Annotated in this window: 22 protein-coding genes and 1 riboswitch; of the genes, 5 read left to right on the forward strand and 17 right to left on the reverse strand. The window is 41.1% G+C overall.

The features are described 5' to 3' along the window. Position 1: 1 nt before the first annotated feature. From L2737_RS18590 to L2737_RS18600, 3 genes are all read right to left on the reverse strand, one after another. Positions 2-856, reverse strand: coding sequence for an HAD-IIB family hydrolase (locus tag L2737_RS18590; RefSeq protein WP_248956726.1), 855 nt, complete (start codon positions 854-856; stop codon positions 2-4). A gap of 372 nt (positions 857-1,228) precedes the next feature. Beyond that, positions 1,229-3,136 carry a GGDEF domain-containing protein gene (locus L2737_RS18595; RefSeq protein ID WP_248956727.1) on the reverse strand — a complete coding sequence of 636 codons (1,908 nt, stop codon included), beginning with the start codon at positions 3,134-3,136 and terminating at the stop codon, positions 1,229-1,231. 385 nt (positions 3,137-3,521) lie between these two features. Next, the gene (locus L2737_RS18600; RefSeq protein ID WP_248956728.1) at positions 3,522-4,391 is read right to left on the reverse strand and encodes a LysR family transcriptional regulator; all 870 of its coding nucleotides are present in this window, start codon (positions 4,389-4,391) and stop codon (positions 3,522-3,524) included. 112 nt (positions 4,392-4,503) lie between these two features. Here L2737_RS18600 and L2737_RS18605 point away from each other — a divergent pair, with 112 nt between their 5' ends. Next, entirely contained in the window at positions 4,504-4,899 is a 396-nt protein-coding gene (locus L2737_RS18605; RefSeq protein WP_248956729.1) for a YybH family protein, read from the forward strand. A 137-nt stretch (positions 4,900-5,036) separates the two neighbouring features. Here L2737_RS18605 and L2737_RS18610 read toward each other — a convergent pair whose 3' ends face one another. Next, complete coding sequence (locus L2737_RS18610) at positions 5,037-5,798, reverse strand: class I SAM-dependent methyltransferase (protein ID WP_267869166.1); 762 nt, start codon at positions 5,796-5,798, stop codon at positions 5,037-5,039. Between the two features lie 139 nt (positions 5,799-5,937). Between L2737_RS18610 and L2737_RS18615 the strand changes: the two genes are divergently transcribed. Then, entirely contained in the window at positions 5,938-6,780 is an 843-nt protein-coding gene (locus L2737_RS18615) for a 23S rRNA (adenine(2030)-N(6))-methyltransferase RlmJ (RefSeq protein ID WP_102526976.1), read from the forward strand. An 88-nt stretch (positions 6,781-6,868) separates the two neighbouring features. On the opposite strand, the gene L2737_RS18620 is transcribed toward L2737_RS18615, so the two are convergent. The 3 genes from L2737_RS18620 to L2737_RS18630 are packed head-to-tail and all read right to left on the reverse strand — an operon-like array spanning position 6,869 to position 9,837. Then, the gene (locus tag L2737_RS18620; protein WP_248956730.1) at positions 6,869-7,138 is read right to left on the reverse strand and encodes a YgdI/YgdR family lipoprotein; all 270 of its coding nucleotides are present in this window, start codon (positions 7,136-7,138) and stop codon (positions 6,869-6,871) included. Between the two features lie 24 nt (positions 7,139-7,162). Beyond that, entirely contained in the window at positions 7,163-8,536 is a 1,374-nt protein-coding gene (locus L2737_RS18625; protein WP_428848409.1) for a M28 family peptidase, read from the reverse strand. A gap of 8 nt (positions 8,537-8,544) precedes the next feature. Next, positions 8,545-9,837 carry a lytic transglycosylase domain-containing protein gene (locus L2737_RS18630; protein WP_248956731.1) on the reverse strand — a complete coding sequence of 431 codons (1,293 nt, stop codon included), beginning with the start codon at positions 9,835-9,837 and terminating at the stop codon, positions 8,545-8,547. A 595-nt stretch (positions 9,838-10,432) separates the two neighbouring features. On the opposite strand from L2737_RS18630, the gene L2737_RS18635 reads away from it, so the two are divergent. After that, positions 10,433-12,064: an AbgT family transporter gene (locus L2737_RS18635; RefSeq protein WP_229370582.1), complete on the forward strand. Its 1,632-nt coding sequence runs from the start codon at positions 10,433-10,435 to the stop codon at positions 12,062-12,064. A gap of 55 nt (positions 12,065-12,119) precedes the next feature. Here L2737_RS18635 and L2737_RS18640 read toward each other — a convergent pair whose 3' ends face one another. From L2737_RS18640 to L2737_RS18655, 4 genes are all read right to left on the reverse strand, one after another. Beyond that, positions 12,120-12,590, reverse strand: a complete 471-nt coding sequence (locus L2737_RS18640) for a TlpA disulfide reductase family protein (RefSeq protein WP_248956732.1) — start codon at positions 12,588-12,590, stop codon at positions 12,120-12,122. Between the two features lie 190 nt (positions 12,591-12,780). Continuing rightward, positions 12,781-15,933, reverse strand: a complete 3,153-nt coding sequence (locus L2737_RS18645) for an efflux RND transporter permease subunit (protein WP_102526980.1) — start codon at positions 15,931-15,933, stop codon at positions 12,781-12,783. Between the two features lie 9 nt (positions 15,934-15,942). Next, positions 15,943-17,097: an efflux RND transporter periplasmic adaptor subunit gene (locus L2737_RS18650; protein WP_248956733.1), complete on the reverse strand. Its 1,155-nt coding sequence runs from the start codon at positions 17,095-17,097 to the stop codon at positions 15,943-15,945. Between the two features lie 377 nt (positions 17,098-17,474). Then, positions 17,475-18,566 (reverse strand): MBL fold metallo-hydrolase, encoded by a 1,092-nt coding sequence (locus tag L2737_RS18655; protein WP_248956734.1) that lies wholly within the window; start codon positions 18,564-18,566, stop codon positions 17,475-17,477. A gap of 105 nt (positions 18,567-18,671) precedes the next feature. Here L2737_RS18655 and L2737_RS18660 point away from each other — a divergent pair, with 105 nt between their 5' ends. After that, on the forward strand, positions 18,672-19,292 hold the full coding sequence (locus L2737_RS18660) for a TetR/AcrR family transcriptional regulator (RefSeq protein WP_229370567.1): 621 nt from the start codon (positions 18,672-18,674) through the stop codon (positions 19,290-19,292). Here the strand turns inward: L2737_RS18660 and L2737_RS18665 are convergent. Both L2737_RS18665 and L2737_RS18670 read right to left on the reverse strand, forming a co-directional pair. Then, positions 19,289-19,978 carry a DNA-3-methyladenine glycosylase I gene (locus L2737_RS18665; RefSeq protein ID WP_248956771.1) on the reverse strand — a complete coding sequence of 230 codons (690 nt, stop codon included), beginning with the start codon at positions 19,976-19,978 and terminating at the stop codon, positions 19,289-19,291. The two genes, L2737_RS18660 and L2737_RS18665, sit on opposite strands and share 4 nt — an antisense overlap. A gap of 43 nt (positions 19,979-20,021) precedes the next feature. Next, positions 20,022-20,576, reverse strand: a complete 555-nt coding sequence (locus L2737_RS18670) for a thioesterase family protein (protein ID WP_248956735.1) — start codon at positions 20,574-20,576, stop codon at positions 20,022-20,024. Between the two features lie 238 nt (positions 20,577-20,814). Beyond that, positions 20,815-20,990, forward strand: a riboswitch (FMN riboswitch). Between the two features lie 93 nt (positions 20,991-21,083). Between L2737_RS18670 and ribB the strand changes: the two genes are divergently transcribed. Further along, entirely contained in the window at positions 21,084-21,740 is a 657-nt protein-coding gene (gene ribB / locus L2737_RS18675) for a 3,4-dihydroxy-2-butanone-4-phosphate synthase (RefSeq protein ID WP_102526985.1), read from the forward strand. 175 nt (positions 21,741-21,915) lie between these two features. Here ribB and L2737_RS18680 read toward each other — a convergent pair whose 3' ends face one another. From L2737_RS18680 to L2737_RS18695, 4 genes are all read right to left on the reverse strand, one after another. Then, positions 21,916-22,776: an alpha/beta hydrolase gene (locus L2737_RS18680; protein WP_248956736.1), complete on the reverse strand. Its 861-nt coding sequence runs from the start codon at positions 22,774-22,776 to the stop codon at positions 21,916-21,918. A gap of 26 nt (positions 22,777-22,802) precedes the next feature. Further along, the gene (locus L2737_RS18685) at positions 22,803-23,012 is read right to left on the reverse strand and encodes a helix-turn-helix domain-containing protein (RefSeq protein ID WP_248956737.1); all 210 of its coding nucleotides are present in this window, start codon (positions 23,010-23,012) and stop codon (positions 22,803-22,805) included. Beyond that, positions 23,012-23,587 carry a DUF2975 domain-containing protein gene (locus L2737_RS18690; RefSeq protein WP_248956738.1) on the reverse strand — a complete coding sequence of 192 codons (576 nt, stop codon included), beginning with the start codon at positions 23,585-23,587 and terminating at the stop codon, positions 23,012-23,014. Before L2737_RS18690 ends, L2737_RS18685 begins: the two co-directional genes overlap by 1 nt. A gap of 192 nt (positions 23,588-23,779) precedes the next feature. Next, the gene (locus L2737_RS18695) at positions 23,780-24,451 is read right to left on the reverse strand and encodes a flagellar brake domain-containing protein (RefSeq protein WP_248956739.1); all 672 of its coding nucleotides are present in this window, start codon (positions 24,449-24,451) and stop codon (positions 23,780-23,782) included. Positions 24,452-24,633: the final 182 nt, after the last annotated feature.

The following is a 24,633-nucleotide window of genomic DNA, read 5'->3' on the forward strand; positions in this document are numbered from 1 at the left end:
GTTATGCCTCCTCAAGTGTGAATGATGGTGTGGATGTCGATGACTCTAATAACAAGGCCTGCAAACATTCAGCCCAACCTTTAGGGCCATAATGCTTGCTCTGCATGGTTTTGTTGTCTGTGATGATTTTTGGAAAAGTATGAGTGGGTGACTTAATTTGAATTGCCACATCAGCGGCCTCTAACATGGCGCTGTCATTACCACTGTCGCCTAGGGCGATGGTTTGCACGCTGGTTTGATACTTGTCTGCATACACTTGCGCAAGCCAATCCATTGCGCGACCTTTATCTGTATGACCGCCCACATGTAAAAAACGACCTCCTTGAAGCATATTCGCTCCAAGGCTGTTCATATGTTCTATGAAGGCTCTTTTTCGGCTTTCATCGGCCGTCCAAAGTACAGGCTCGGAATAATGTCTCACTAAGGCTAAGGTCGCCTTTTCAGCTGATAAATCAGTAAACTCACATAACTCTTCTGCAGTTAAAGTTGAAAAGCCAATATAGTCGCTGGCAAAATCACTCGCCTTTGAATCTAATAGCTGTAGCCAATGTTCGCGGGGTTCACAAAACTCTTTTACCCAATAGTAACCTTGGGTAATTGTGTCAGCAGGTTGGGTATCAAAATAGCCGATGGGGATATAAACCACCGCGCCATTTTCAGAAATAAAAGGAGAATTGAAACCAATTGTCTGTTGGATTTTTTCCATTTCAGCAAAGGTTTTACTGGTATTAGCAATGATGGGAATTTGTTTTTCTACCAAAGCCTCAATCACCCCGATTGCACTCGAAAAGCTATAATCGTAATGATCCAGTAACGTGCCATCCATGTCGGTAAAAATAAGCGGTCTTGTCGTCATATTTATTCCCTTCCGTTCGCAAACAAAAAATATCTCTGTTTAAAACGTTTCAGGTTATATGCCAGATCGTAATAGGCTGCACTAAATTGGAACAGACAGAGGCTTTAACCATTGAAAGTAATCAATAAATTATTGAGTGATATTTGCAAAACAAATACTGCTTTTGAGGTAATTAAGGGCATTGTTGCGAGGTTTTAAAACAACTTACGCACCAATAGGGTGCAAAACTTGGTCATTGAGTTGCTCAGAGAGAGCCACTTTAATCATCATCTTTTAAATAATAAACGAGGTAAACTTATGCGGCCCCAAAGCTTGAATTGCTAGGCTATTTAATAAATTTTTAATGCTCAGAAAGAAAAACAACAGTTTACTTTAAGCGCATTCAGCAAGGTAAACTTTATTTCTTCCTGAAAATTTGGCTTGGTAAAGCGCATCATCTGCCTGTTTAACTAATGTCGTTAGTGCTGTATGGCTGTCGCTTAGCACTGCAACTCCTAGGCTCACGGTGAACTCGACAGTCTCATCATCAAATTGAAATGATTGAGATGCTATTCCATTGCGTAATCGGTCTGCAATGTTAAATGCTTCTTCTTTATTGGTATTTTCAAGAATGATTAAAAACTCTTCGCCACCAATACGTCCTACGAGATCATGCTTTTTAAGCCAGCTTTTTGCTCGTTTAGCGGCTGCATCAATCGCTAAATCACCAATATGGTGACCATATTGGTCATTGATCGATTTAAAGTTGTCGATATCAAAAATAATCACAGCGACAGGTTGGTGCTTCTTCCAGGCTTTTTCTACGATTTTTTGACCGATTTGAAAAGTATGACCACGGTTTGCAAGCCCCGTTAAAAAATCGGTTTGCGCCCTTACTTTTAAAGATTTTCTCGAAAAAAGTAAAAACAATACTATGCTAGCTAGAACAACCAGAATGACGATGAACAAGCTCATTTTAAGCTCATTGATACGTTCTTTATCTTTTACTGATGCCCAATTCAATTCATTGATGGCTAACTTATTTGCCAGTAATTCATTCTCAAAATCGGCAATTTTTGAATTATGCTCCAGCGAATTACTCACCACTTTGTTATCGATAACACTTTGATTAACTTTTCTCTCTATATCAATAACTTCAAACAGTTTACTTGCCGCGATAACAGGCTTATTTTCATCCAGTGCGATAATGGCATCGGCCTTTAGAAACATTGCTTTCATATTGGCGGCAAAGCGCTTGTTTAATCGAAACGTTCTTGCAGCTTCAGCAGCTTTTTTAGCATCGCCACTTTTAAAATAGGCCAAGGCTAAATACAAATAATTACTGGAGATAAAATACTTTTCTTTTGTGGTGTGCTCTAAGGAAACCGCATTTTCTAAATGGAATATAGCTTGTTGATAATTTTGAGTCCGTAATGCAATACGTCCTGCATTTAAATGAGCAAAAAACAGTAAATCTTTGGTTTCATCAACCATATTTGCTAGGGCAAATTGTGCTTCAATGCTCTTACGCGCTTTGTCCCAATCAGCTAACTTAATCGCTTGGCTGACCATGTTATGTTGCATGTTAAACATATCTTCAATGTCATTAATGCTTTGCCAGGTTTGATACGCTTTTTCAAAATTTTCATAGCCTCTTTGATGTAAGCCTACGCTCCGATATAAACTGCCTGTTGCGTTATAAATCATCGCTTTACGATGTACATTGAGATTCTCACTCTTATCAATAATCAGCATGGCTTCATCAAGTAAGGCAATCCCTTGATAAACAGTTTCAGGCTCACTGTAACAAAATGCATTTTGAGTTAAGGTTTTTGCGAGTAGTTCAGAGTTGTTATGTTGGCGGGCATAAATAAGCGCTTGTTTTCTATCGGCACAATACACAGCAGGATCATTGCTTTGTAAATACAAAGCAAAGGACTTTTCTAAATGACTATCAATAAGTACATCAGTAATTGGCAGATACTTTACTAATGCAACGCCTTTGTCATAACTGGCAATGGCTTTATCCAATTCACGAGCTTTTTCATATAATTGACCATAGAGAAACCACACTTTGGCTTGCTGCTCTGGTTTCAAGCCGTTATTTCCCAGACCAAACTGATCTAATAACGCTATACCTTCTTGAGGGCTAACAGATAAAGCTGACTCTTCTAATATATCTAGACTGTTTATATCATGAGAATTTATATCACGAGAATTTAAATCACGAGAATTTGCAACTCCACTTGCACTGAATGCAAAAATGGCACAACACAGCCATACTCGCCAATTTTGCTTCATTTAAAATCCCTATCCATCTCAATCCACTAACCCTTTAGCAGTATATCTATTTCAAGCCAACATAGCATTCCATTAAAGGTAGAATATTGATTTAAAGAAATATTTGTGACGTATAGTTACATATGGAACAAAAATAATTACTGCTTCTAACGTAAAAATATGACTCTCGTGAATGAATAAAAATATCTAGACTCGGCTTTCATTAGACCTCATTGTAAGCCTCGATTGATTTTAATATTTTTGGAGTGTTTCAGTATTAACATGCTGCCAAATAGAGATGTTAAATGCTTATATGAAGTGCTTATGCTCAATGCTTATGTGCAATGTTTATGTGCAATGCTTTTGTAAATTGCTTAATCGTACATAGATCAAAAGCTATTTGGCATTATGCGGTCGCTAGGGTTAACTGCTGGCTAATGGCATCTAAGCACACTTTGACACTCAGTGGCATTCTATTGTCAAAGGGGTGTAAGCCATAGACACTATTTAACGCTAATTTCTGCCCCAGAAAAACTTCACATAACGCATGTTCAGACTTGGAAAAATAAAAATCTGGCACTATTCCTATACCGCTTCCTGATTGGATTAACGCTAAGCAAGTATGAAATGAGTTAGCAATACAGTGTGCTTGTGCTTGATAATGCCAAATTAATTTTTCTGAATTGATAAATTGATGGCTAATAGTTTTACTTTGCCATGAATTGGCGACATAGGGTAAAACTTGCCACGCCTTTGATTCAATAAGTGTTTTGTTGCCAACAAGTACATCTCTAAACTCGCCAATGCGTTTTTGCTTCAAGTTACTTGATGGTGACTGGCCAACTCGAATCGCTAAGTCAATGTCTTCATTTACCAAATCCAAATGTTGGTCATGACTAATTAACTCTGGTTTTAATTGAGGATATTGCACTAACAGTTGTGTAATAGCAGGAGCAACGAGGGTTTCCATAAGCGCATTGGGTGCCGTTATTCTTACTTTACCTTGAGGCACATTCTTTGTTTCCTCAGCTTCGAGCCATGCGTCACTGGCGATCTGATTTATCGTTTTACATTGTTGATAAAACTGCTCACCTGCAGCGGTCAGAGCTTGCTTTCTAGTGGTGCGTTTTAACAATATGATGCCCAGAGAGGCTTCCAAGGATTTTAAATGCTGGCTTACCACTGACTTTGATACTTCTAACGCTTCAGCTGCGGCGGTAATCGAGCCCATCTCAACAATATGAGCAAATACTGACATTTGTCGTAATCTAGACATTTATTGTTCTATTTAACTTAACAGTGAACATCAATATAGCTGTTTTTCAGAGCTAATGATAAGACTAATCTAGATCTCAATGACGAAATAACAGCTTATCAAGGAACCTCAAATGACAAATAACACGATTACTGGCACTGACAACGCAATATTAGCCGCATGCAAAAAAGGGATTGCTGCATGGCAAGTCGCATTTAACCATCAAGATGCCAAGGCTTGTGCAGCTCAATATCAACAAAACTGCATTATGACAGCACGTCCATTTGGTGTATTTGAAGGGCGCGAAGCTATTGAAGCTTTTTGGCAAGGTATTATGGACCAAGGTTTTAACCAAGTTGACTACACTCAAGTGACTTGGGAAGCTGAAGGCGAAAGTGGCTATATTTTAACCTCGCAATGGACAATGAATAAAGCTTTTGGTGTTGTACATCGCGAACTTTGGGTTGTTGAAGCAGACGGACGCGCTAGACTCGCTAGCGACGAATTTGAAGTACAAGGCGAGCGCTAAACATCATGCTAACTGTTTATCTCCGTTGATGAATGCAGCTAACATGATTGACAACTCATCGATTCACAACCTTTCCCTTAACTTTGAGGGAAAGAGTTGTTTAGCTTTATTAATGCCTCAGTTGGTTGCAGTTTAAACTATTTCATTGCAGCTTTTACATACACATCAAAACGGTTTTTCTTCTGCGCTAATACCATGCTAGGTTTTACCCCATCTAAATCTTCTGCATAGTCAGGCCGCTTAACCACAACACGTTTTGTTGCCAGTGCCTGAGCAGGCTTTAATAGTCCGTCAGCATCTAAGTCTGCACCCACTAAGGTTTGAAACACGCGCATTTCTTTTTTTACTAACGCCGACTTCTCGCGATGTGGATACATAGGATCAAGATAGACGACATCGATTGCTTCACCTGATTGCGCTGCTGCATCGGCTAAAGCCTCAATGCTTGAACCATGGAATAAACTCATGCGAGCAAGCATCCATTCACCAATTTCAGCATCTTCATAGGCGCGGCGAAGACCATCTTCAAGTAATGCTGCCACCACAGGGTGACGCTCAACCATAATCACTTTGCAACCTAAACTGGCAAGCACAAACGCATCACGGCCTAAACCGGCAGTGCCATCCACTACCGTCGGCGTCACGCCTTGCTTAAGTCCCACTGCTTTTGCAATAGTTTGACCGCGACCGCCACCGAATTTACGTCGATGAGCAACGGCACCAGAGACAAAATCAACACTGATCCCATCGAGTTTTGGCTCGTCGCGTTTATGTAAACTCAAGGTGTTGTGTTCAAAACGCAGCTCAAAATCCGCTTCTTTGTCCCACACTAATCCCCAACGCTCAGTAATATCGATGAGAGAAGGATATTGTTGATTAAAAAAGATAGGTATTTGCAAAGGGATCCCGACAGTCAAAGTGATTCCTGTTTATTATGCCAAAAGCCTGCGGCAGTGAATACCTATACCTGATGCCATAGAAAACTTATAATGCAGCTATTACACAGCATTTTGCTGTTCAAATAAGTTGGGATCTCTCATGTTAAGTTATCGTCACGGTTATCACGCTGGCAATTATGCTGATGTACTCAAGCACACAATGCTGCTTCAAGTGCTTAAATTGATGCACAAAAAAGATAAGCCTATGGCCTATATTGACTCCCATGCTGGCGCGGGAGGTTATGCGTTAACTGATGAGTTTTCGAAGAAAACGGGTGAATACTTAGATGGTGTCGCCAAACTTTGGGAACGAGATGATTTACCTGAACCTTTGCAGCAGTATATTGAAGATGTAAAACACTTTAATCAAGGTGAAGAAGAGTTAGCGTTTTACCCAGGCTCACCGGCTTTTGTTGACATGAACATGCGCGAAAAAGATCGCATGGTATTGCATGAATTACACGGCACCGACTTTGCTTCATTAGATGAGCAATTTAGTAACGACCGACATGTTCGCGTGATTAAAGGTGATGGTTTAAAAGGTTTGATTGCTGCAGTGCCACCACTAGAGCGCCGTGCTGTCGCGCTGATCGACCCAAGCTATGAAATGAAAACAGACTATCAAGATGTTGCTCATGCCATCATCAAAGCCCATAAACGTTTTGCAACGGGTGTTTATATGCTTTGGTATCCAGTTGTAGATAGAGCGCAAACAGAAGCGATGCTAAAGATTTTGACTGACAGTGGCATTAAGCATCAACTGCGAATTGAACAGTCAATTACTCCTGATAATAATGTGTTTGGCATGACAGCAGCGGGCTTATGGGTGATTAATCCACCATGGAAATTAGATATCGCGGCTAAAGAAACCTTAGACTATTTAGAGCGCTGTCTTGGTAAAAGTGGCGGTAAAACCGTTGTGAAATTAGAAGTGCCAGAATAATTTCAACTAGATGAGCTTAAACCGCTCTTTTAATGGTTTAAGCTCAATTAAAAACCATGTCATATTTGCATAAGCACGACTCAGTTTATCAGCTTGTATAAGGTTTCAATTGGCATTCGTCATCACTCGAACGAAAAATAGAGCCCAAAATAGCAGATATAACCCCCTCTTGAGCATCTTTATTTTTACTCAAAGATGCTGTAGCCCCCGGCCTAGCTTCTCGCTCTTCACGTTCTTTAGCACTGTCATGCGCTCCCTGAACAAAGTCACAGGTCGCATTTTTTGCAGTCATTGATGAGCACCCACTAATACCAAATAACATAACCAATACTAAACTAGCGATGAATATCCTTTTCATATTTATCCTCAATAAATCATATTGTTAAAACGCACCAGCCGCTCCAGGAAATACCACAGGGCTAGTGTTGCCGTCTTTACCCACGGCAGCTACGCCATAAAGATAATTATCTATGACCATATTCTTTAGTATAAATTCACTCACATTGCCAACATAACGGCTAAGAGTCCATTCAGATTCTGTGGTTAAGCGCCAATAAACACGATAGCCCACCACAGCTTTATCTTTAATGGCATCCCACTGTATTTTAGTGTTTGGCTGCATAATGCCTTCAATCTTCACCCCCGTTGGCGGCGCAGGCGCCCATGCCATTGAAGCCAAACTGATCGCATTTAATGCTGTTAACTTAGCATTAAAGTCAAAATCGACTCCTTCAATCACATCGCCGTATTCAATGCCATTTTCAGTGCGTAAGTCTTGGTGTTGACGGTCGTAATGTTCATTGGTTTCCATCACTCTAACCGCTGGTAAACCCGCTTTGTTAAAGGGCAAGTGGTGTCCACCACGGCCAAAACGATCTAGACGATAAACCAGCATTACATCTAAATTGGTCATGTACTGATCTGCTAAAGATTTAATGTTACGAGCTAAATTACGCGATGCAGAATCATTTTCGCCACCACTAAAATAACGCTCTTTCGCTTCTTCTTTGGTTTCAGCAATACGCACACCTTCAGAAAACACTCTAACGGTTGAATTATTGATAACGCCATTTATGCCAGCAATATTGCCGATCATGTCGTTATTCAACACAGCTTGAACCTGCCAATCATGCTTATTAGCATAATTAATCAGTACATCGCCGCCATATAAGCCTTGTTCTTCTCCTGAAAGCGCTGCATAAACAATCGTGCCATTAAATTGGTATTGCGATAATACGCGCGCAGCTTCTAACGCACCTGCCACGCCCGAGGCATTATCGTTCGCACCTGGTGAATCTGAAGTAAAGTCCATCGGGTCAGTAACCCGTGAGTCAATATCACCACTCATCATCACTACACGATTGGGATCTGTTTTACCTCTTTGTATTGCAAATACATTGACCACCTCAGTGGGTTCAGGAATACGTTTACCGCTAACGGTTTCTCCTACCATCACCACTTCAAGGCAACCGCCACAATCAGCAGAAATACGCTCAAACTCATCTTTAATCCAGCGTCTTGCCGCACCAATCCCACGGCTATCTGACTGAGTTTCAGACAAAGTATGACGTGTACCAAAACTCACCAGTTTAGCCACATCATCATGTAGTCGTTCGGCTTTTGGCGCAGTGGCAATATCGTATAAACGAAGATCTTCTTGCGAAGGTGCTGGCGCGGCGCTCGCTCCAAAACTGATTAATGACATCAGTCCGAAAACTGATGCAACTGTTTTAGTTAACTGTAATTGTGGTTTCATAGTTTCCTCTAACTTTGCAGTGCAGCGCGATAACGTTTTAGTAATATTTTGACTCGCTCTACATAGGCTTGTGTTTCAGGATAAGGCGGTATGCCTTGGTATTTACTTACTGTTGTTGGGCCAGCGTTATAAGCGGCGCAAGCAAGATCAATATCATTATCAAACCGGTTGAGTAAGTAAGCTAAATATTGACTGCCGCCCCAAATATTTTGTTTGATATCAAAGGCATCACTAACACCTAATTCTTTTGCTGTCGCAGGCATTAATTGCATTAGGCCAATAGCCCCCACTTTTGAGCGAGCTTTGGCATTAAAGGCTGACTCAGCATGAATGACCGCACGAATTAACGCAGGATCTAATTGAAACTGCTCAGCGGCATCGGTAACAAAGTCGGCATGTTTAAAAGTAAATAATGGAATGCTATGCCAATCGACCTGGGAGTTGACCTGACACGCAAAACAATCATAAAGCAGCACTTCAAAGTCTACAGAGTCAGGCACTATGTTTGAAAACGTTGTAATACCACCTTGCTCATATTGATAAATTTTACGCTTCGCTTTGGTTTTACCTTGAGATAAATTTGTTGTAGAAAAAGAGGCCGTTTTATTGGGTTTAACCCAAGTTTTTTTAGGCTTAGAAACCACTGATGTTGCCGGAGAAAGTTGAACACCTTTAGTTTCAATAACTTTCGTTTCAAGAATTGGCGCTTCAATAATTGGCGCTTCGACGACTTTAGGTTGTAACACCAACATGGGTTTTGGTGATTCACTTGCTAGTGCAACAACAGAAGGATGAAGCACTTGCTGCTTTTTCGGCTTTAACTGCAATCGACTTTCAACATCCTTTGTAGATGAATTTTGCGTTGGTAACACCACTATCGGAGCTAATAGCACTTGCTGTGATTTAGTTTGCTTTACAGACTCTAGCTGTACTTGAGCCACTTTGTTGGGTTTGATGTGTTCTGTTACTGATTGCGAAAACTGCTTTTGCGGCTTAACTGTTTCAACATAGTGATATTGCTTAGTTGGTTTAGATGGCTTAGTTGGTTTAGATGACTGAGATGTCAGAGTTGGTTTAGATTCTTTTAGTGTATTTTCTTCAGGCGAATCGGTGAAGTTAATATCACCAGCTACTGCAGTAGTTGGTGATAAGGTTAGCAAAGCCTTTTGCTGCTGTTTGCGCTCTAAATCAACTGCAGCGGGTTTCATACTGAGTTTTGATTTAGGCGTTGTAGAGTCTGACGTAGCGCTATCATTCGCCAGCACAGGGTTGATCATGACAGTTAATACTGCAATAAACATGCTTAAGCTTTTGATTAAAAACTGTATTTTTCTCATTATGTTTAAACTGTAAAATCCTAATGCTCAAGCTTATGAAGCTCTATTTCTTTATTATTCAAGGTAATACCGAGCTCAGTTCACCTATTGTTATTGTTCATAATAGTCATATTTTGAACCAAAGTTCACCTTTAATAGCGTAACAAGCAGTGTTTTTTTATTGCGCACTTTTTTACAATCCATTCAAAAACCGGATAAAAAGAAGGGGTTAAACCAGTAAAAAAAGCAACTTTACAATTAACAGTCAATGAATTGCTTTATATACAACTAAATAATGAACAAATCCCCCACAAACTAAATTTTACCGTTAAATAACAGCATTATAACCACAAACTGTTGTGAGTGTTTTTTATACCAGCTTACAAAAAAATCATCACGATATAGGCTATTTTATCTTGGTTGAGTTGTGATAAAGTTAACTTCAATGAATAATGGTTGTTAAGTTATTTTTATCAACTTTTTCATCGTTAATTTAAGCTTAATTTAAAATAAATACGCTAGGCTGTAACTTGGCAAAATCTCAAACACATAATAATTAAGCCAAGCTAAAGGGAAGATCATGACCACAACTCCATCAAATACGAGCCCAACCGGTAATGGCGCGCCGCCAAATAATCAGACACCTCAAGATATTGCTTCTAGTGGTGCTTTTGTAAAATTTCTTAATATTGTTGAGCGTTTAGGTAACCTGTTACCTCACCCAATTACCTTATTTGCCATGTTCTGTTTAGCCGTTATAGCTATGAGCGGTATTGCAGGTTATTTCGAGCTCACGGTCGCAGACCCTAGACCCATTGGTAGTTCAGGCCGAAGCGAAGATGGACTGATCCATGTTGTCAGCTTAATGAATGCTGAAGGTTTGAGAATGATTGTCTCAAACCTCGTCACTAACTTTACTGGTTTCACGCCACTAGGTACTGTACTTGTTGCCTTACTAGGTGTAGGTATTGCCGAACGCTCAGGACTACTTTCTGCCGCTATGCGTTTGTTAGTGATGGGCGCTTCTAAGCGTCTTGTGACACTCACGATTGTGTTTGCGGGTATTGTGTCTAACACAGCCTCAGAGTTAGGTTACGTCGTGCTTATCCCAATGGCTGCGATGATATTTCACTCCCTTGGTCGCCATCCATTAGCCGGTCTTGCTGCTGCCTTTGCAGGGGTATCGGGCGGTTATAGTGCCAACTTATTGTTAGGAACCGTCGACCCGCTGCTTTCAGGTATTACCGAAGCGGCCGCTCAGATGATTGATCCAGAGTACATTGTTGGACCAGAAGTGAATTGGTACTTCATGTTCGTTTCCACCTTTTTAATCACCGGGTTAGGCGCATTAGTGACTGAAAAAATCGTTGAGCCTAAACTGGGGAAATATGACGTAGCTGAAGCCGCTGACGATTTATCAGAACAAAAAATGGATGTGGTGACTGCAGAAGAAAAACATGCGCTAAAAATGGCAGGTTTTTCTGTATTAGTCCTATCTGGCTTACTTGCTTTAACCATTGTTCCAGAGTGGGGCGCACTTCGTAACCCTGAAACAGGGTTAGTCGCAGGTTCACCATTTCTGAAAGGGATTGTTGCATTCATCTTTATCGGCTTTGCTATTCCAGGCTTAGTTTACGGTAAAGTGGTCGGCAGCATGAAAAAAGACACTGATATCATTAATGCCATGTCTCACAGCATGAGTACCATGGGTATGTACATTGTGTTGGTTTTCTTTGCATCTCAATTTGTCGCATTCTTTAAATGGACAAACTTAGGCGCTGTGCTTGCGGTTACTGGCGCCGATGCATTGAGCAGCATAGGATTAACTGGCCCACTAGTGTTTGTATTGTTTATCATGCTATGTGGTTTTATTAACTTAATGCTAGGCAGTGCATCTGCACAATGGGCGGTGACTGCACCTATTTTTGTGCCTATGCTGATGCTTGTCGGTTATGCCCCTGAAACTATTCAGGCTGCGTATCGTATTGGTGATTCGGTAACGAACCTTATCACCCCAATGATGAGTTACTTTGGACTTATTCTTGCGGTCGCAAGCCGTTATAAGAAGAATCTAGGAATTGGTACACTGATCGCTACCATGTTGCCATACTCTATCGTGTTCTTTATTGGCTGGACTCTGTTCTTCTTCCTATGGGTGTTCGTGCTTGGCTTCCCTGTAGGCCCTGGTGCTGCAACTTACTACACACCATAGAAAAGAATGAAAACGCCTTAAAGCCAATGATAGCAATCAGCTGTCATTGGCTTTTTTATTGCTCCAGTAAATTCACTAGCTCTTGTTCATATTGAGAAGTCTGCTCCAAATTAAACCCAGTATGTTGCTGCACGAGTTCTCCTTGGCGATTGAAGATAAAGCTACTTGGCATCCCTTTTAAGCCAAATAGTCTTGCGACTTCACTTTCGGGATCATAACGAATCGTAAATTGTGCTGGTAACTGTTCTAAAAATACTTGGGCTAATTCGATTTCAACATCTAGATTAATCGCCACAACAGCTAAGCCTTGCTGCTGATATTGCTCATGCATTTGATTCATCCATGGAAATGATTTTCTACATGGCCCACACCAAGATGACCAAAAATCCACATAAACGACTTTGCCTTTAAACTCGCTCAAGCTAACCTTATTACCTTCTACATCCTCCACAAGATGATTTAATGAGGGCGCCGCTGATGCTATTAATGGCGCAATCAACAGCAATATTCCGATTATCATTTTCATCGTTCACTCCTACATCCAACACACATCCTTATTAATGCCAGTATCTTATAACTAAACTGATGACCATGTTACGTTTATCGGACACTATAAGGATCAGTATATTGCCTATTTGGACTTAACTATAATTTATGTTCGGGCATAAAAAAGCCTGCATATTGCAGGCTTTTTAAGTGATAGTCAGTTAATACGATTAACTTTTCTCAGTGCTTTCCGATTCAGCTTCAGGCGGTTTATAGCCTTTACGCTCTTTTTTACTGAATATTCTCTCAACCACCACGAAGAACAGCGGGATTAAGAAGATACCAATAAAGGTTGAGCTCATCATGCCACCTAGTACACCAGTACCAAGTGCATTCTTACTACCAGAACCAACACCTGTACTGATTGCCAGTGGAACAACACCTAAACCAAATGCTAATGATGTCATCAAGATTGGACGCAAACGTACACGAACCGCATGCAATGTTGCCTCAATCAATCCTGCGCCTTTGTCGTAGAATTCTTTAGCAAATTCTACAATTAAGATCGCATTCTTGGTCGCAAGCCCCACTGTCGTCAGTAGGCCTACTTGGAAGAATACATCGTTCGGTAATCCACGACCGTTCATCGCTAATAATGCCCCGATAACCCCTAAAGGTACTACCAAGATAACCGCAAAGGGTACTGACCAACTTTCATATAGCGCCGCAAGTACTAAGAATACGACCAAAATGGATAAGGCATATAACGCAGGAGCTTGGTTGCCTGACAATCTTTCTTCATAAGATAGACCGTTCCACTCAATGCCGAATCCTGGTGGTAACTGCTTCACCATTTCTTCGAAATCATTCATAGCGTCACCAGTACTGTACCCAGGCATAGTGGCACCTTGAATATTGATTGCTGGTAAACCATTAAAACGTTGTAACTGAGGTGAACCAAACTCCCAAGTACCTGTGGTAAAGGCTGAGAAAGGTACCATTTCACCTTCTGAATTACGTACATACCAGCTATCTAAATCGCTAGGCTGCATACGGTATTCAGCTTCACCTTGAACGTATACTTTCTTCACTCGGCCACGGTCGATGAAATCATTGACGTATGAACCACCATAAGCGGTTGCCAGTACGCTGTTGACATTATCAATATCGACACCTAAAGCGCGGATTTTGGCTTGATCAACATGGATTTCATACATCGGGGCGTCTTCTTGTCCATTTGGACGAACCCCCACAAGGTTTGGATTTTGTGCTGCCATACCCAGCAGTTGGTTACGCGCTGCCACTAAGGCCTCGTGTCCTTGACCACCGCGATCTTGCAGATACATATCGAAACCATTCGATGTACCTAATTCGATTACCGCGGGCGGCACAAAGGCAAACACCAATGCCTCTTTCATTTGCATGAAGCGACCCATAGCACGGTTAGACAATGATTGAACATCTTGCCCTTCACCACGCTCGGCCCAGTCTTCAAGACCTACGAAAGCAATACCCATGTTTTGACCAGAACCCGCAAAACTGAAACCAGCTACGCTAAATACAGATTTAACAGTATCGCCTTCTTCATTCAGGTAATAGTCACTGACTTCTTCAAGCACTTTAATGGTACTTTCTTGCGTCGAGTTAGTCGGCAAAATAGCTTGAGTAAACAAGATACCTTGGTCTTCATCAGGCAAGAATGCCGTTGGCATACGCATGAAAATCCATGCCGTAGCAATCACAAGTACAAGATATACACCCATCATGCGAACGGTACGTTTCAGGATAGCCGCAACGCTGGCTTCATAACGCGATGTTAACTTGTCAAAGCTGCGGTTAAACCAACCGAAGAAGCCTTTATTCGTGTGAGTATGGCCTTTTGGAATAGGCTTAAGCATGGTGGCACAAAGTGCTGGAGTTAAGATCATTGCAATCAATACTGATAATGCCATCGCTGACACAATCGTAATCGAGAACTGACGGTAAATAACACCCGTTGAGCCTGACATAAATGCCATTGGAACAAATACAGCCGATAAGGTTAAACCAATACCAATTAGTGCACCGGTGATCTGGTCCATCGATTTTCGGGTAGCTTCGAGTGGACTGAGCCCCTCTTCGGACATAACCCGCTCGACGTTTTCCACCACCACGATGGCATCATCCACCAGTAGACCGATGGCCAGTACCATTGCAAACATGGTCAAGGTATTAATCGAGAAACCTGTCGCTGATAAAATCGCGAAAGTACCAAGTAATACAACAGGAACCGCAATCGTCGGAATAAGCGTTGCTCTGAAGTTCTGTAGGAACAGATACATAATCAAGAACACTAAAACAACCGCTTCAATCAGCGTATGTACAACACCCTCAATTGATTTCTCAACGAATGGTGTCGTGTCATATGGATAGTAAATTTCTAAACTATCAGGGAAGTAAGTTTTTAATTCATCTAACTTTTCACGGACATTCTTAGCAGTATCTAGCGCGTTAGCACCAGTTGCTAGCTGAACACCAACACCTGATGCAGGCTTACCATTATAAAATGATTCAACAGAATAACTTTCAGACCCTAGCTCAACACGAGCAACATCATTCAGGTAAACATTCGCGCCTGATGGGTCAGACTTAAGAATAATCTCGCGGAATTGCTCAGGCGTTTGTAGACGACTTTGCGCTGTTACTGTTGCATTTAACTCTTGACCTGCAACCGATGGCGCACCACCTAATTGACCCGCTGAAACTTGAGCATTTTGCTCTTGAATCGCAGCCATGACATCAATACTGGTCAGGTTATATTGGGTAAGTTTAAGCGGGTCTAGCCATATACGCATTGCATACTGGGCACCAAATAACTGGATTTCACCTACGCCAGGTACACGGCTTAATGGATCTTGAATGTTGGCAGCAACATAATCCGCGATGTCGCCTTTTTCTAAAGAGCCATCTTCAGATACAAATGCTGCAACCATCAAGAAGCCAGCACTTGATTTAACAACGTTAACCCCTTGAGACTGCACTTCTTGAGGTAACAAAGTCATCGCTGCTTGCAGCTTATTTTGCACCTGTACTTGGGCAATATCAGGGTCTGCTTCAGCATTAAACGTTAAGGTAATAGTCGCATTACCGAAACTGTCACTGCTTGAAGCAATGTAGCGCAGATGGTCAATACCTGTCATACGCTGCTCAATAACCTGAGTTACTGTATCTTCCATGGTCTTTGCAGACGCACCTGGATAAAACGCAGTAATCTCTACGGTTGGTGGCGCAATACTTGGGTATTGTGCAACTGGAAGGTCTTTAATTGCTAAGACACCTGCCAGCATGATTAAGATTGAAATCACCCATGCAAAAATAGGGCGATCGATAAAGAAACGAGCCATAACGTTACCCTATTTAGTTTCAGTGGTTGCTTTAGTCGCTGACAATACTTGTGGAGTTACTTCCGATCCGTGACGAATTTTTTGTAAGCCTTCAACAATCAATTTATCGCCAGTTTTCAAACCTTCAGTGATACGCCATTGGTGATTAATCACTTCAGCAGTTGTCACAACACGCGTTTCAACTTTATTGCCTTGACCAACAACCATCGCCACTGCTTCGCCTTTGGTATTACGTGAAATGGCTTTTTGCGGAACTAAAATCGCTTTAGGATCTTGACCAGCATTCAAAATCGCACGTACATACATACCAGGCAGCAATACACCATCAGGGTTAGGGAATTCAGCACGTAAGGTCACTGAACCTGTTGCTTCATCAACACTGACTTCAGCAAACTGTAACGTACCAATCTGCTCGTAAGTGCTGCCATCTTCAAGAATAAGCTTTACTTCGGCATTTTCACTTTGCTGTAATTTACCTGCTTTCAGCTTTGCTTTTAAACGAAGTAACTGGGCACTTGATTGAGCGATATCAACATTGATTGGATCAAGTTGCTGAATTTTAGCTAAAATCGTTGATTGGTTAGCTGTAACCAATGCACCAGGAGTCACACTTGATTTACCGATGCGGCCAGAAATAGGCGCTTTAACTTCAGTATATTCAAGGTTAATGTTGGCAGTGTTAATTGCAGCTTCGGCCACTGTCACATTCGCAATCGCTTCTTTATAAGCGGCATCTGCTTCATCAAAGTCTTGCTTACTAATGGCATTGGTTTGCACAAGTGCAGCATAACGATCAGCCGTTGCTTTTGCTGAACCTAAAGCTGCATTGGCGCTTGCTAAGTCAGCTTCTGCACTGATTAACGCAGCTTTATATGTTGCTGAGTCAATTTGATACAGTGATTGACCGGCTTCAACATCTTTGCCTTCAACAAAACCACGATTAGTGATAATGCCAGATACCTGCGGACGTACTTCAGCTTCTAAAAAAGCACGACTACGACCAGGTAGCTCAACTTGAATAGCTTGAGATTGCTCAGTCACACTCAACACTCCAACTGGAACGGGAGGTGCTTTTTGCTGGGTTTGAGCCTTATCGGCTTGACCACAAGCGGTAATCCATAAAGCCGCAGTGATTACTGAGGCTATTTTCAGTGCTTTGTGCATGACTGTTCTTACTCCTAATGACATCATCAGTAACCATTCGCTTCATTGCGTAACAGTTGCTAAATAGCGATATTCCTAACGTTTTAATTTACTTACTTTTTGATGGGCACTGTTATCGCACACCCATATAAACTCAACAACCATTTAAAATATTATAAATTGTAAACAAATAATAAACTTAGCTGACTTGTTTCTGGTTTGTTAACTAATTTGTGTCAACAAAAAATACAACCCTTTTATGTTACAAAAACGTTACATTGAAACGGGCTACAAAAACACCAATATACAACATAACGTTAAAATAAATGTATATGAAATAGTATATTGTTTGGTTTAATTTAGGTTAAACCAGATATTTTCCTATTTTCTTACAAAACTTACTGTGACTGCAAAACCAACTCTTCATTGGCAAGCATCTCACGCCACCACCGTGATTTAACTATAGGCGCTTTCAAGCTAATCGCCTCACCAAACACAGGAGTAATCACATTTACATTGGCTTTTTCACCTAATGCCACAATACGCTCCAATGGTTCAAACCAATCATGTAATGCTAAATCAAAGGTGCCATTATGAATTGGTAACATGGCTTTTTGATTAAACAGTTCGCCATTTAAATCAATGTGCGCCTGTAAACTTTGTTCAGGAAGCATATGGATCTCACTCCACATTTCATTATAGGCACCCGTTTCAATCATGGTGAGATCAAATGGTCCGTATCTTTCACCGATTTCCTTGAAACCAGAAAAATAACCACCGTCACCACTAAAAAATAGCTTACTTTGCTGACCTTGGATCACCCAACTCGCCCATAAAGTCGCATCTCGATCAAATAGCCCGCGCCCAGAAAAATGCTGAGCTGGTGTGGCGACTAAGGTTAACTCACCTAACGTCAACTCATCCCACCAAGCTAACTGTGTCACTTTGCTTGGTTCAATACCCCACTCAATTAAGTGATCGCCAACTTTTTGGGGCGTCACAAAATGCTCAACCTTATCTTCAAGTGCAATCACGGCTGCTTTATCAAGATGATCATAATGGTCATGACTAATAATGACCGTCTTTATAGGGGGTAATTGTTCAATATTTATCGGAGACTGATGAAAACGTTTTGGCCCCGCCCATTGAACAGGTGATGCTCTTTGACTAAACACCGGATCTAAAAGGATATATTCACCATCAAGGCGAATAAGTAAGGTGGAATGGCCAAGTCTAAAAATTTCATCTTCTGTAGAAAAACTTAAACTAACAGCAGTCATAGGTTTGACTGGTACGTCTACTTCTGGGACGGGATGCAGTCTTTTAGTGGTCATATAGCTTTTAGCAATACTCCATATATCACTTAAACCTGACTGGTACTGAATATCGCTATTTTGGTATTTAGGTGTCTCTGTTTTATCAGCACCCAAAAATGACTTAATTGACAACCCCATCACTACGACCCCTATCAAGACAAGTAAATATTTCATTCACACCACCAAAAGTAAACTACACGGTGCAGTTTATTAAACTTATATTGAAAAGTAAACTGCTCAGTGTAGAATATCCCGCAGAAGATGATTTGAGACCTAACGATGACCACTGAAAAAATGACCTTAAGCCAAAAAAAGCGCATCGCGATTATTGAAGCAGCCAAAATCACCTTTACTGAATTTGGTGTAGCAGCAACAAGCATGGATAAATTAGCGGAAGTCGCCAAAGTATCTAAGCGCACGGTTTACAATCATTTTGAAACTAAAGAAGCCATTGTCATGACATTAATGGCTGATCTGTGGGAACGTTCAATCAATCATAATGTCGCTAAATATCAGCTTGATGTTCCGCTACACCAGCAGTTAACGGACTTAGTACTCACTGAGATTAACTTCATCAACAGTAATGAATATATCGAGTTAACGCGCATGGCAATGGGACACTTTTTCTATTGTCCACAAGAAATGAACCAAGAACTGATGCGAGTTAAAAATCAGGAAGGGGCGACTTTACGCTGGATAAGAGCGGCAATGGCAGATGGTAAACTCGAGATAAAAGATGAGAATGTTGCTTTAATGCAAATTCACAGCCTGATTAAAGGACCATGCTTTTGGCCTCAAGTGCTGCAATTTTCAAAACAACTCACTGAGGCAGAGCTGCAGGAAATAGCGTCAGAAGTCGCGTTGATGTTTTTATGTCGCTATGAAACGAAACCCAGTTAAACTCGGTTATCACCTACACTCAGCGAAATAATCCGACTAATGTGTGCAAGGCTTAAGCTTGATTCTTGCTGCCAATGATTAAAAGCGGCTTGCGCTTGGCGTAAAGCCGTTTGTGATGTAAATCCAGCATCAACAACCTGAGTTGCTTTAAGGTATGACTGTACGTCATTGGTCAATAAAAACGTATCTTTACCAACATTGCGTAAAAAGTATGGCCCAGTATTCCCGCCTAAACGGCTACCTTTCTTTTTTAGAGCTTGCCACAAACCAGTAATATCCTCTTCAGGCCAGTTAGCAATAAACTCCGCAAAGCTACCGTGTTCCGCAGCAATTTGTTGGATCATATAAGCATTATCGACAATCGACTGGGTTTTCTTTTGATGACGAATGAGTGTCGCATCTGATGCTCTTTGCTGGATTTGATCCGGTGACAACATCAATACTTTGAGTGGCTCAAAGTCAAAGAAGGCTTTTTCGTACGCTGGCCATTTATTTTCAACAACCCGCCATACAAAACCACTCTGAAACACTTGCTTGCTCATCGCTGATAACAACTGAGCATCAGAAAACTGTCCAATTTCGTCGGCTTCTAAGGTGTGTGGCATCAATAAGCCTAACGACTTAGCACCGCCTTTTCGCTCAGCTGCACGATCAAAAATATCACTAAACTTCTCTAATGTTGCCACAGTCATTCCAGTCAATGTTGAGCCTAAATACCTATCATAAACCTTATGATGCTAAACTCAATTTAGGCGCTTGATTTTGTTCTTTCTTCACCTGTAAAAACGCTTTCCACTTAACTAATTCAGGTGGCATTTCAGGAGTGGGACCTTCATAACCTGCTGCGGCCACTAATTCAGTAATAGGCACTTGTTTACCCTTACACACAAATACACCACGAACATGCATGATGCAGTGCAAACCTCTAGCAGTGACAAAGCGCTGCTCGATATAAAAGTATTTTTCATCCCAGCTGACAATTCTGGTTTCAATCTCAAACTTTTCCATCGGCTTAATGTCGCGGAAAAAAGTAAATTCCGACGCATTCACGATGGGTAGCCATTTCAGCTTTAATAGTTTTTTCATGATGCCCATTTCGGCAATCATATGGGTACGCGCGAGATCCATAAACGCTGGATAGCGGGAGTTGGTTAAATGCATATTGATATCGCAATCAAGTGGCAATGCACGGTAACTAATACGACTGATATCTAAAAAGCTGATTTTTTTGGCTTTGCGATTACGCCAAAACATTAACCATATTAGACGGAAATATAAATTCATATACTACTACTCCTTTTGAGCGCATCAGGCTATCAGAGGTCATACCAGCTATCAAGTCCGTCACCTAAATTAACAAATCATAAAATAGAACACCTTATTACGAATTGAGCCCTGAAAAGTTCACCTGCCAGAGTTGAATAAATAATTACCATCTCTGTGAGCATTAGCACTTTTTTATCGCTACATTTTGGCTTACCATGACGGCGCTGTTTAATGCATAGGGCGTTAAGCAGATTATTTTAATTCTCAGGGCGGGGCGAAATTCCCCACCGGCGGTGATGCTATTTTACCTATATGTAGAGTTAGCTAAGCCCGCGAGCGCTCGATTTTTCGAGGTCAGCAGATTTGGTGACTGAAGTGTAATACTTCATATTCCAGAGCCGACGGTTATAGTCCGGATGAGAGAGAATAGAAATACACCAGTGAGCCTAGGGCTTACTGGTGTATTTCGTTTGGCGTAAAAACCCTCTTTAAAGCCCTGATTCTGGTATTTTTTAGGAGTTAACCATGAATCAGCTATCACTACTTGCGCCTTTTGGCGATCCTCTAGAACGTGTTGAAAAAGCCTTAGCTGCCTTAAGACAAGGTAATGGCGTATTGTTACTCGATGATGAAGATCGAGAAAACGAAGGCGATATTATCTATTCAGCTGAGCATCTTACCAGTCAGCAAATGGCATTAATGATCCGCGAATGCAGCGGTATCGTGTGTTTATGCTTAACGGATGCACAAGCGAGCAAACTTGAATTACCGCCAATGGTTGCAGATAACAATAGCGCCAATCAAACCGCATTTACGGTATCAATTGAAGCTAAAGAAGGCGTCACGACTGGCGTTTCAGCAGCCGATCGCGTGACAACAATCAAAACGGCTACTGCGGCAAATGCTAAAGCATCAGATTTAGCAAGACCTGGACATGTATTCCCATTACGCGCTCGCGCAGGTGGTGTACTCACTCGTCGTGGTCATACCGAAGGCACGGTAGATTTAATGCAAATGGCAGGTTTACAGCCTTATGGCGTATTGTGTGAAGTCACTAACGAAGATGGCACGATGGCAAAAGCGCCTGAAATTGTCGCTTTTGGCTTAAAGCACAATATGCCAGTGCTCACCATTGAAGACATGGTGATGTACCGTCAGCAATATGACCTTAAATTAGCTTAACTTTAATCGAGTTAAGCTTGATATCGGCCTGCTTTAAAAGGTGGTCGGAATTAACTTTAAGCAACATAATGCAGATAAAAATAAACGGTATGGCGTAAATACGCTGTACCGTTTTTTATTATTTCAGACGATATGATTTATCAGAAATTAAGCTCCGTATACACAAGCAACATATTTAAAGCTCGGCTATAAAGGCCTGATATTGCTGCAAGGTCTTTTTGCTATCTAACATACCTTGATGACCCACATTAGGCACCATTATCAGTTGTTTTTGAGCAGACTGACTAGCAGCAAAGAGTTTCTCAGATAACTCTGGCGGCACCTCTTCGTCATTTTCACCCGCAATAACTAATAACGGCCCTTGATAATGATTAGCCACCACTTGTTCATTGTCTATATTACGGAAACCTTGTGGCATTTCTAAGCTCATAAAAGGTGACATGTACCATGGTGTTTTTTCATCGACCCAGTCATCGGCATTTGTTGCAGAACCTTGTAATACCAATCCTGCAATCTTATTGTTTTTTGCTAAATCTGCGGCAATAAAACTACCCAATGAATAGCCGTGAATAATCACGTTGTCTGGCTGATATTGTTGATGTAAGTAATCTAGCTGCAGTTGTGCATCAGCAACAAGGTTGTAAATTCTGGGCTGACCTTCACTCGCACCGAGTCCGCGTCTATCAACGATTAGAATGTCAGTATTTAATGTCGATAACCTTGTTAGCGTATTAAGGGTATGAGGCTCGATTTTCATGCCATTACCTTGAAAGAACATAATGGTGGTTTTGCTATTAGGGTTATCAATATAAAAGCCATGTAAACGGGCTTGCTCGCTGGCGTCTAAGCTTATTGGGTTAATGGTATTGTTAGGCATAGCTTGTTGTAACTGATGAGTAAACTCAGCGGTAAAAGGGGTGGCGGAATCATCGCTGGCAATGAAAGTGTCTTCACTTAATCTAACCGTACAGGCTGTTGTCATAAGAACTGCTGCCGCAATAATGACACTAGACACTCTGTTAACTGAATTGTGCATACTATTTTCCTTAATAAAAAACATGTTTACGTTTCGTCCTGATACACCAAAATATCGCCGGGCGAACATTGTAAGTGATGACAAATTGCGTCCAGCGTTGAAAAGCGAATAGCCTTAGCACGGCCACTGCGTAATACCGATAAATTTTGCGGGGTAATATCTACAAGTTCAGCCAACTGCGTTGACTTCATTTTCCGTTTTGCCAACATGACATCTAGTTCAATAATGATGGCCATTAAATGGTTAATTCCGCTTCTGCTTGCAACTCTACTGCTTGCTTCATTACCCAGCCGATACAGTAAAATATCAGTCCAAATAACGCATATTCGAGTTCTTGACTGCCTAATGTAAAATACCCCGGCACCCCATCGGCGAGATCGGTTACATGAATGAAATAGGCCACCAGCATGGGGTAAAAAAGGCTGACAAAGATCCACACTAAAAAGACTTGAGCAATACGAGTTAAACAGCGGAAATTAGCTGAAGTGAATACCTGACCCTGTTGATAAAGGCTAAACAGTTGGAACAAGAAATAGTAAATGAATAAATAAGGCAATATTTCAACGCTGCCTAAGATGATGCCAGGATGTAATCCTGCCGAATATAAATTCTCTGCGAGTGCTTGCCATGAAGACTCAAAACTGACACTTAAGAAACTACTAAAATATCCCCACCAGTCAATACTCATTGCGTATTCACCATCGCGATATTCGCCACTAAACATCACAGCAATATAGCTGCCTAATTGCATCAATGAGAGCAACAGCAGCAATCCTTTTATCCATTTACTTAAGCGATAAATTCTATCCATGATTCACTTTAGGGCTAACTAATATTTAAACCCAAACTAGCGGATTGGTTATATAACAGCAATAAGTTATCGATAAACGATAACCAATTCAGTCTAAAGGTTTACTAAAGGTTTACTAAAGGTGATAGCACGATGGCAAAAGCGACTGAAATCAGTCGCTTTTTTCATTGAAATGGCATGCATGCTGGGGAATTACAAATCAATATAAAGTTGATTTAGTAAGGTTTTAATCTGCTGGTCATTCTCTTCAAACTTAATCCCAACATTGACCTTGCCGTCTTCAAATCGGCTATTACAAACTTTGGCAGGAATGCTAATTCCTTCGTCATTTGGATTGCGGATCATCACTATGATGTCCTTCTGACTCACTTTTAGGTTAGGGTTATCTGTTTTAAAAACAAAGCCACAGCCTTTAGGCGAAATATCCGAAATAATGCCCTTTAATTGAGTGCCACGACTGGCATCATTTTCGTCTTTCGCTTGAATCGCGGCGGGCAAATGAGTGACATATCGTTGGTGAGTACGTAATTGCCGATTCTCAATTTGCTTCGGATATGAAAGGAAGATCAGCTTTTCAGGTAATTTGGTAATATTGCGGATGTTTGACTTGAATGCGTAACACTCGCCCTGCTGACCTTCTAACAAGTAGCGCACCACCACGCCATTACCTTCAACAAACACATCGCTGTAGTTATTCATCTGCTGCGGTGCGGGATGCTTTAAGATGATGTACTTTCCTAACTCATAACCTACTAATGTTGCTTTGGTTCTAAATTTCACAGGAAAATCAATCTGCAAATCAACCGTTCGCCCTGGCGATAGGTTAAAAAAGATTTGTTGTTCTGGTGATGTCTGTTCGTTCAAAATAGAGTCCATTCAAATCATTCGATTATTTATTCGATATTATTTATTCGATATTATTTATTCGATATTATTAGTTCTATCGTTGTTTTTATCGTAGCTTCCATCATAGTAATGTAACTTTCACGATAAAATAAGTTTATTTTGCAACCCAGCTAGCTGCGATGGAATAAAAATAATAAAAG

The sequence above is a fragment of the Shewanella electrodiphila genome (assembly GCF_023283985.1).
GTDB lineage: Bacteria > Pseudomonadota > Gammaproteobacteria > Enterobacterales > Shewanellaceae > Shewanella > Shewanella electrodiphila.